General features: G+C 45.8%; 5 protein-coding genes. All 5 read right to left on the bottom strand.

Features of this window, described 5'->3' with window-relative positions:
• Window positions 1-619: DNA-methyltransferase (locus tag ACFO4R_RS11880; protein ID WP_379787311.1), on the bottom strand; the 619-nt coding region annotated here is incomplete at its 3' end.
• 103 nt (window positions 620-722) lie between these two features.
• A complete protein-coding gene (locus ACFO4R_RS11875; protein WP_379789428.1) occupies window positions 723-1,220 on the bottom strand; it encodes a hypothetical protein in 498 nt (165 codons plus the stop codon).
• 126 nt (window positions 1,221-1,346) lie between these two features.
• Window positions 1,347-2,006: a hypothetical protein gene (locus ACFO4R_RS11870; RefSeq protein WP_379789426.1), complete on the bottom strand. Its 660-nt coding sequence runs from the start codon at window positions 2,004-2,006 to the stop codon at window positions 1,347-1,349.
• Between the two features lie 92 nt (window positions 2,007-2,098).
• The gene (locus tag ACFO4R_RS11865; RefSeq protein WP_379789424.1) at window positions 2,099-2,419 is read right to left on the bottom strand and encodes a Mor transcription activator family protein; all 321 of its coding nucleotides are present in this window, start codon (window positions 2,417-2,419) and stop codon (window positions 2,099-2,101) included.
• 21 nt (window positions 2,420-2,440) lie between these two features.
• Window positions 2,441-3,228 (bottom strand): glucosaminidase domain-containing protein (locus tag ACFO4R_RS11860; protein WP_379789422.1); only part of this gene is annotated, 788 nt, incomplete at its 5' end.

Raw genomic sequence — 3,228 nt, 5'->3', positions numbered from 1 at the left:
AGTACTTCTCGTCAATTTCAAAGCCGACAAAATTTCGACCCAATCGAGCACATGCCACTCCCGTTGTTCCCGATCCGGCGAACACGTCAAGCACCGTATCACCTTCGTCCGTGCTATCCGTTATGAGTTTTTCAATGAGCTCGGTGGGTTTTTGGGTCGGATGAACCTTCTCCCCGTCACGCTTCTTAGCGCCCGCGGCAAATCCCGGAATACGAATCACCGAGAGTCCGAACCCCTTTCCGTTTCTGTGCGGTTTATCAACCGCGTATATAATGAGTTCGTGCGCAAATGAGTAATAGTTGCCCCACCCCGACATCTTGTCCCACACGAGCATATTTTTGACCGGCAGGAACTCTTGCATAAGTGGGTGAAAGAAGGAATATCCTCTGAAATCGCTAAAAAAATACACGCTTCCGGTCGGCTTCAGCACTCGCTTGAACTGTTCAAATAGTTCTGCAAAAAACGGCTTACAGATGGCCAGGTCCTTAAATACTCCCTTCTGAGAGTTGTGTGTAATGCCGATAAAGTAGGGTGGGTCCGTAATGATTGCGTCTATACTTTCATCAGGAACCTTCTTGATCAGCTCAATACAATCCCCCAGTTTAAAATCAAATCCCATAACTGCCTCCTGAATGTTACATTTCTGTCGGATAAAGATAGACGCGAAAGGACAATGCAAGCTCCTCGAAAGCTGCATTGTCCTTTCCTCATCCTCTTGTCCTTTACTGAATAATTGCCTCCGTATCGTCCTCGGTCGCGAATCCGTTTGAGGTCTCCAAATCTCTCTCGAGTTCCCAGATCGTGATAAAATCTTTCTTCAGATCCAGAACCTTCGCCTCCGTCAAGGCTTTGATATACACATCCACATCTCCGACCGTCTCCGCGAGCGCTTTTCTCAAGTCGCTCGACATCAGAGCATTGATTTCGAGCGATGTCTTTCGTTGAATGTCTTCGATCTCCGCCTTTGTCAGTTTGCCGTCCGATGATGCGTTTTTCAGATCCTGTACTACCACCTGATCAAACATTTTGACTGTCTTCTCCGCGATGTCATCGATACGCTTCAAGGCATTGAGCGCAAGATTCTGCTGTTTCTCGTCTCGAATCAGCGCGATCTTCTCAAGCAAAAACTTCTTCGCTGTTGTAAATAACAACATAACCAACGCCAACGCGATCGTCACCGCTAGATCGCTGAACATCGATAAGACCATTTCCATATTCATTTTTGTGTCCTCCTGAAATTAAAAAAATAAAAAAGCTACAATCACATTTCTGTAATGTAGCTTTATCTTATCTTATTTCTATATCCCTGTATTTTGAATGGTTCAAGAGCCGAAAGCGTTCAACTGTCAGTCTGTCATCAAGTACTTTCGAATATACGTAATCCACACAGGAATATGAAACAAACACTCCTCAAAACTCAAATTTCTCTGTTCATCCATCCTATCTAACGTACGAGGGAGTTGCATGTAATTTCTTCCATTCCCGACATTAATCTTTCCTATGTATCCCATGCCCTTTAACCAAACATTCAATGTTTTGTCCGAAAGCCTCTCCAACTTTAAACTCCTTGATATTCTCGCTCGTCTTATGTGTTGAACAAGTTCTGCAACAAATGTCCGTTCCTCCTCGTTTGCACTTCGTAACGTTTCATTCGCACAGTCAGCATGCGCCTCTGCAAAGAGACGATCCACCTCATCCATAACACTTATATCCTTTGCTAAACCGCCTACACATTCTGAGTCCGCTCCGATGTTCAAGTCGTTCCTGTGCATCACTCTCTGATTTCTACGAGCATTATGTCGAGAACACCTTCTCTCTCGTTGCGTCCGCTTAAGCGCCTTATACAATTTAACATCCAAGAACGCCGGAACTCCGACAAAAATTGCCACAAACCCCCACTCGAACGCTCCGAAATCCTTCGCTGCTATCGCCACTATAATCGCCGAAAAAAGCAAATATGTACTCAAACACCCAAAGGCTACCACTTGAACAACGTATTTAACCATACTCATCCCTCCATGATTGTTATTTGTTATTATATTACTACATCCTGTCGACTGTTTCAATAAAAAAAAGAGACGATACCGTCTCTTCCCTTCTAAGGATCAAACATATCAAGCTGACCGTCCGGTTGCTTACTTTTCTCCTGTTCCTCATACTTGGAGCAGATCGAGCGAATATGCCGCTCGGTAAAATCGTACTTCCTCGCCAGCTTTGCATAATTGTACCCATCGAAGTCTTCCAAAATCATCTCTTTGATCCGTGTGGCATTCGCTTTTTTGAACGAGGGAAAATACACCTGTTGCCCTCGAAATAGTTTCTCAATCACAAATGCCGCCTCAAGCCCCAATTCTTCAGCAATGGCATCATACGGGCTTTCCAGATCCTCTACCCTCAAGTTCTTGATCCATTCCTCCAAGTGTATCTCCCCCCTTCTTGACTACTTTACAACCTTACTCAGAACCGCAGCGAATTCCGCCCATGTAACCCTACTGTCCGGATCGTGCGACTCCGATATGATACCCTTCTCCTGAAGCTCTCTGATGAACTTCGCGCCCCAGTGCTCCTTCTGTACTTTGATCCCATCCATTTTATGAGCAATATCTTTTATCTTCATCGCATACTCCTTATCTGATGCCCAGCCCGTTCCGCCCGGATTATTCGGAATAGAAAGATATTCCAAATAAGGAGCCGAGCCTCTTCTTACTAACCCGAACCGAGGATCGACCAACTCACGAGCCGGAACCGCTCCAATCGAACAATACGCATATAAGTGCTGAACGTGTGCCAACACTCCTTGCGCTGCCGTCTTAAACTTTGCCGCTTGCCCCTTGCCGTTTCCGTCTAGCGCTCCAATCCCCGCGAAGTTGTTTTGCTCCGGCTTTACAATACCTCCAAATCGAAGATAATTCGTTTCAAGAAGCATTTGAGCAATTGCGAGTTCTGTACGAACACCGTACTTCTCACAATAGGTAAAATAATACTCAACGAACTCCGACAGCTTGACCGAAATTTTGCAGTCCCTGTTGACCTTGTTGATATGAAGAATCGCCTGCTCTCTTGTGATCCCGGACTTTCCTCCTAAAGGAGTCAAAACCTTTTTTGCCGGACTTGGCTTCTTCGTTTCCGTCAACTTGCCCCGATCTTTCAACGCGCCGATCAGAGCCTTCCAAGGGAAGTACTTCCCCGGGCAGTTCGTCGCTCGGTAATCACAATGTCTCCCGACGC

Source organism: Filifactor villosus (assembly GCF_042652965.1).
GTDB lineage: Bacteria > Bacillota > Clostridia > Peptostreptococcales > Filifactoraceae > Filifactor > Filifactor villosus.
Note: the sequence above shows the minus strand (reverse complement) of the source record. Positions and strands in the feature narration are given on the sequence as shown.

Coding starts and splice junctions, on each gene's coding strand:
- ACFO4R_RS11875 (WP_379789428.1), bottom strand. CDS start 1,220: ATGAATATGGAAATGGTCTTATCGATGTTCAGCGATCTAGCGGTGACG.
- ACFO4R_RS11870 (WP_379789426.1), bottom strand. CDS start 2,006: ATGGTTAAATACGTTGTTCAAGTGGTAGCCTTTGGGTGTTTGAGTACA.